The organism is Halochromatium sp. (genome assembly GCF_054919635.1).
This window is the reverse complement of record NZ_JBUDPI010000246.1, coordinates 1-5983: the sequence shown is the minus strand read 5'-3', so window position 1 is coordinate 5983 and position 5983 is coordinate 1. Positions and strand designations below refer to the sequence as shown.

Below are 5983 nucleotides of genomic sequence, written 5' to 3'. Positions count from 1 at the left end.
TGGGAGCCGGCCGAGGGCGTGATGATCATTCATTACACCAAGACTGTGGTTGATGCCTTCGGTGCCGAAGAGGGTTGGGATCAGATGGTCGGCCTGCCGGTTGAGATCGAGCCCTTAGTGCGTCCCTATGGGCTCTGGGCGGGCAATCTGTTCAGTGGCGTAGTGACTCGGGGTGGCAAGCCGGTGCCCTTCGCGACGGTCGAGGTCGAATACCGCAACGATGGCAGCGTTGAGCCACCGGCAGCCCCCTTTGTCACCCAGGTCCTCAAGGCCGATGCCAACGGCGTCTTCAGCTACGCGATGCCACGCGCAGGCTGGTGGGGCTTCGCCGCCCTGCTTGAAGGCGAAGAGACCATGGCCAACCCCGATGGCGAGCAGGTGCCAGTCGAGCTCGGTGCGCTGATCTGGGTGCGCGCGCGGGAGATGTAAGCGGACCCGCAGTTGCTCATCGCCAGCCAGGTGCTGTCTGCGCTGGCGCGCCTGGCGGCGGGCCTTGGGGTGGAGCCACTGGCTGCCAGGGTTGCCCGCCTGGCGGCGCATAGGGTTGATAAGGCCACTGCGGCGGTGCTGGAGGCTGCTGTGGGGCTTGCCGATATGGTTGCTGGGGGCGGAATTCAGGCTGCTCGACAGCAGGCTCGGTTGTCGCCGCTTCAGCGCGTGTCCCGGCTGCGGGGGCGTTGAGTCTATCGCCCGGGGGTGCCGTATCTGCTGGCGTTGGCTGCTCGCTGCCTGCGGCCGCTGCAGCTCCACCTGCGGCTGCCTTTGCTGCAGGCTCAGCTGCCCGTTCGGTTGTGTCTTCCGATACGCCTGTGGTTTCGGGGGGCGGTGCCGATGATCGCTCTGCCGATGCTGTGGCAGGGCGCGCTGAGGCTGCCGGAGACAATGACCCCTCGGATTGGCTCCTGTCCGCGTGAGGTGGGAGATCCGCCTGCTCATCCGGTGGTGCTGTCTCGACAACGGCTGCCCCGTCGGTCGACTCATCAGTGCTGCTGGCGATGAGCTGCTCCGCCTGGAGTCCGAGCAGACCCTGGAGATCGTATTCGGAGAGCTCATAGAGTTGGGGGGCGTTGTCGGTTTGCAGCAGATAGCCGCCATGCTCACCGGCAAACACTGTCCGGGTGAGGCGGCTGCCGTCCTTGAGGACGAGGTTGAGCTGCAGCACCGGCTCCGATCGCAACCCGGACGCAGTCGGTTCTGGGTCAGCGGTCACAGCAGCAGCGGAGCCATTCTCAGTACCGGCTTCAGCATCGCTGCCACTGCCGGGAGAGTCTTTGGGGACACCTGCGCTCGGAGCCCCGCTTGCTGTATTCGGCTTCGCATTGGTCGATGGCATCCGAACGCCTTGGTAGCTGAGATTGGCGATTCGGCTCAGCAGTGTCTGGATCTCGGTTTGGTCTAGCGCAATCTGATCCTGCTCGGACTGTGCTCGCTCAGTGTCGAGATCGGGTGCCGGGGCCGCGGTTAAGCCGCCAGCCGATCTGACCGAGTCGGTCTTGAGCTGCCAGCCGCCGCCATCGATACGGCTCAGCGTCCAGTCGCTGCTGCTGATGCGTTCGATCGCCTCGGCATCGACGCGCAGCTGATCCTGTTTCACCCAATCGTCGTGGTCGCTCGTGATCTGGAAATCGGCGAGCGGTAGATCGTAAACGGTCTCCTCGCCGGCGATGCGCGCATAGAGGCGACGAAAGCCGGGGGAGTCGCCGGTCAGGAGCTGTGCCAGCGCACCGGCGTCGCCATACAACTGGATGCGGCGCTCGGCGTTGTCGTCGGCGACCTTGAGCCGTCGTTGTGCCTCTTCGCTCGAGCCAACGGGCAGCGGACGTTGTAGCCTCGTCAGCGTGCTCAACAGCTGGTCGACCTTGTCGGCGTCGGCGGGGAAATCAGCGAGCCTGGGCAGCACCCAGCCCTCGGGTGCACGGACCAGCACCAACTGCTGGTCATCAGAACTGATCTCGATGCGTGTGACCTGCTCGCTCGCGAGATCAAACAGCGGCGCATCGGCCGGGGTTGCTCGCATGGCGTTGCTGGCGAGCACGAGCGCCGCGACCAGCTGGGCAATCAGCAGCATGATCAATACGCCGACGGCAGGACTCAGCAGCGCTCGGCGCCAGCTCGGCTCGATGCGGCTGAACGGGTTGCGGAAGAGACGCGTTGCTCCGTTCGATGGATCGCTCATGACTCAGCCCTCCAGGATCGCGGCCAGAGACCGCTCGCGGCGCTGATGCAGTAGCCGGTGCAGCACGAAGACCAGTGCCAGGCCCCCGAGCGCGAGCAGATAGTTCAGCGTTTCCAGTAGGATGCGCTGCTCACGACCGACCGGCTCGAGCAGCCGGCTGTACTGACCACGGCCACGCAGTGCGAGCAGCCCACGGTCTTCGAGCGACCAGTCGATTGCGTTCTGGATCAGTGTCAGCGGCGCAAGATACCGGCTTTGGTTGGCCTCGGTCGCGAGGCTGATCGCGGTATCCGAGAGGAAGCTCGAGGAGCCGAGTAGGATCAGTCGAGCTGAGCTTGGCGAGTGCTCGACGACGCCGGCGAGACGAGGTGATTCTGGCTCGGTCTCGGTCTCGCTGGGGCCGGACTCCGGGTCTTGGGAGACGCTGCCGTCTTGAGCAAGATCCTGTGCGGCGGTCGCGGACTCACCTCGATTCAGCTCTGCGCTGCCGTCGCTGGCTAGGCGGCCATCGTCGCTATCTGCTTGATCGCTGGCTTGAGTGTCTCGCTGATCAGCGGCTTGCCCGACGTCCTGCTCGGTGTCTAGCCCGGCATCCTGGTCTAGGCCGGGCCCGATGTCTCGACTGGAGCTTTGAGCGTGCTCGCTATCGCGCTGAGCGTCGCTAAGCAGCGGCGAGCGCTTCCCGGCGAACGCCGACGCGAAGCGCCCTTCGAGCAGGACACCGAGGAGCTTGCGTCCGGTGTCGTCACCAGGCGCGAAGCCCAGCTCCGGGTAGGCCTCCAGGTCGGGCTGCACATCGCTGTCCTCGCGCGTCCATGCCTCCGGCGAGGATTCGATCAGTCGAACGACCTGGCGCTCGGTGTTCGCCTCGGCCTCGACGTTGATCGGGGCCGCCCAGGTCATGGTCAGCTGGTCGAGTCCGGCTGTGATGCCGGACGCATCGCTCAGCCCGTCGCTGCGGATGTCCGGGAAATACGGATAGGGCAGCATCTGGATCTCCTCGACCACGAAGCCGCCGAGCTGACGCTGAACCGGGATTGGGAACGGCGTGTTCTGCGGGTCCAGCACCAGGCCAGGACCGAGTCGCACGCCGAGTCCCTTGAGCCAATCCTCGAGCCCCGTCGGCTGCTCTACAGCACTGATCCGTCCACCCCCGAGATCGACATCGAGCGGCGCGGCGGCGAGGATGACGGTGCCGCCTTGCATCAGGAACTGGTCGATGGCGAAGCGCTGGCGCTCGTCCAGATCCTTAGGTGCAATGACCAAGAGCAGATCGGTCTGCTCTGGCACCTGGCCGTCGCGCAGATTGGTCGGCAGTAGGTTGAAGTTGGCTTGCAGCACCTCCTCGAGCAGGCTGTAGCCGGGGTCGCTGCCGCCCAAGCCACCCATGTCCATCATGCTCGGCGTGGGCTCGGGCCGATACAGGGCGATGCTGCGTAGCACGCCAGGCGTGAAGCGCTTGATCGCCGCGCTCAGGCTGCGGCGCAGACCCGCGGCATCGAGCTCCTCGGGCAGGGCGACCGGGATCGCTTGCTCGCCCTGCTCCAGCACCAGCCCGAAATGGAAGGGCCGCGGATCGAACAGATCGAGGATCAGCGGCTGCAGTCCATAGCGCTCGGCAATCTCTTGCTCCAATACCGGGTCTTGGGCCGGATCGGTGATCTCCCAGCGGAACCGGCCGCCGGATTCGTCGGCCAGCTCGGCGAGGACGGTCTCGAGCTCGGCGCGAAGCTCGGGCAGCGGCTCGGGGAGCTGCTCGGGCGCGGAGATGAAGGCACGCAGCTGCAGTGGTTGCTGGATGCCGGCGAACAGATTGCCGCCCGCTTGCCAGCCGTAGAGGACCTTCTTGATCGCGCGGGTGAGGTCGTACTCGGGGTTGCGCAGCACCACGTCGAGATCGGTCTCCCCGCGCACCTTCACGTCGATCAGATCCTGAAAACCGAGCACCTCATAGCTGTCGCCGTACTTCACCAGGATGTCGAAGTAGGAGTTGACCACGCCTGCCTGATACTTGCTGGCAGTCTGGAAGGCGACCGGCTGGATGCCGTATTGCTCGCCGGCCTCACGCTCAAGCTCTGGGTTGGTGTGCGGATCAATCAGCTCGACGATCACGCGTCCATTGCCGGCGGCCTGGTACTCGCGCAACAGGTCGCGCAACTGTGGCACTAAGGGTGCGAGCAGCGGATGGGTCTCGGCGCTGAAATAGCCGCGAATCAGCAGCGGCTCCTGAAGCTGGTCGAGATAGGTCTCGGTGGTCTCGGAGAGGGTGTAGACCGAGCCGCGGGTCAGATCGGCGCGGACCTCATCGACCTGATGCAGCCAGAGATTGGCGGCGATCAGGTTGGCCACCGCGAGGCCGGTCAACAGGCTCCAGCGATGATGGGCGACGCGTCGATCGCTGTCCGCGGCCCAGCGCAAGCGCTCCAGCGTGTCGATGGTCAGCAGCAGGAAGGCGCCGACCAGGCTCAGGTAATAGTAGAGGTCGCGCAGGTCGATGACGCCGCGGGTGATCGACTCGAACCTCGAGCCGGAGCCGAGCAGCCGCAGCAGCTCGCCACCGCCGTGTCCGGCCAGGCTGGTCAGCGCCGGTGAGCCGATCAGGTAGAACAACGCGGCGACCAGCGTGGTACCGATGAGCGCGACGATCGGGTTATCGGTCCGTGCCGAGACGAACAGACCAATGGCGATGTAGGCCGCCGCCAGCAGCAGGGTCGCCAGGTAGGCGCCGATCACCGGTCCCCAGTCGAGCGGACCGATCAGCGCGACGGTGAGCGGCAGCGGCAGGGTCAGCACCAGCGCGATGGCGACCAGTGCCCAGGCGGCGAGGAACTTGCCGACCACCAAGCGCCAGGTCGGCACCGGCAGTGTGGCCAGCAGCTCCAGCGTGCCGGCGCGGCGCTCCTCGCTCCACAGACGCATGGTGAGCGCCGCGGCGAGGAAGATCAGCAGCAATGGCATCCAGTCGAACAACGGCCGTGTGTCGGCGATATTGCGCGAGAAGAAGGCCTCGACCCAGAAGAACACGAACAGCGTGGCGGCGAGGAAGGCGCCAATGAACAGGTAGGCGACCGGTGAGCCGAAGAACGAGGACAGCTCCTTTCGGGTGATGCGCAGAAGGCTACTCATTGGTGGGCTCCTCCTTGGTCGAGGTCGCCGTCTTTGGCTTGGGTTTCGGCTCTGCCGCTGGCTTGGCTTTCGGTTCAGCCTCGACCTCTGGTCTTGGCTTTTGTTTCGGCTGTGCTTTCGGCTTAGCTTTGGCCTTAGCCTTGGACTTTGCCTTTGGCTGTCTGCTCGTCTTGCGCGTCGTCGTTGCCTTTCCGCCTGCCGAGGTCGAGCCAGAACCAGAACCAGAACCAGCGCCCTGCGACGACTTCGGTGCTGTTGCCGCACTCTCGGTCGCCGTCTCGGTGGGGGCTGAGGCCGGCTCGGCGGTCTGGACTTGCTCGCCGCTCGCGACGGCGCCGAACAGGGCCTCGAGATCGCGGCGCTCGGGCGTCAGCGTATACAGCGCCCAGCCGCGCTCGGCGGCGATCTGCGCGATACGTGGGGCGAGTCGCTTGGGATCGGTGGTCTGCAGCGCGAAGTGCCGATGCGCGCCTTGGTCGCCAAGATGGGTCACCGCGCCGACGCTCTCGATGGCACCCAGGGTCTCGGTGACCTCCGAGACCGGTCGATCGAGCGTCACCAACAGGCGCGGATCGGTGCTCAGCGCATCGAGGCGGCTGTCGATCGCAAGCCGGCCGGCGCGCATGATCAGCACGCGCGAGCAGACGGCCTCGACCTCTTGCAGGATGTGGGTCGAGATGA

Annotated in this window: 3 protein-coding genes and 1 pseudogene; 1 reads left to right on the top strand and 3 read right to left on the bottom strand. The window is 65.7% G+C overall.

The window, feature by feature from the left end; all coding sequences use genetic code 11:
- Window positions 1–429 (top strand): DUF4198 domain-containing protein (locus ACY693_RS13820; RefSeq protein ID WP_462322406.1); only part of this gene is annotated, 429 nt, incomplete at its 5' end.
- Between the two features lie 16 nt (window positions 430–445).
- Here the strand turns inward: ACY693_RS13820 and ACY693_RS13815 are convergent.
- The 3 genes and pseudogenes from ACY693_RS13815 to ACY693_RS13805 all read right to left on the bottom strand — a co-directional run.
- Complete coding sequence (locus tag ACY693_RS13815) at window positions 446–2176, bottom strand: DUF4340 domain-containing protein (protein ID WP_462322405.1); 1731 nt, start codon at window positions 2174–2176, stop codon at window positions 446–448.
- A gap of 3 nt (window positions 2177–2179) precedes the next feature.
- A complete protein-coding gene (locus tag ACY693_RS13810) occupies window positions 2180–5302 on the bottom strand; it encodes a Gldg family protein (protein WP_462322404.1) in 3123 nt (1040 codons plus the stop codon).
- Window positions 5295–5983: pseudogene (locus tag ACY693_RS13805) on the bottom strand (hypothetical protein); the annotation flags it as partial. The pseudogene ACY693_RS13805 and the gene ACY693_RS13810, both read right to left, overlap by 8 nt.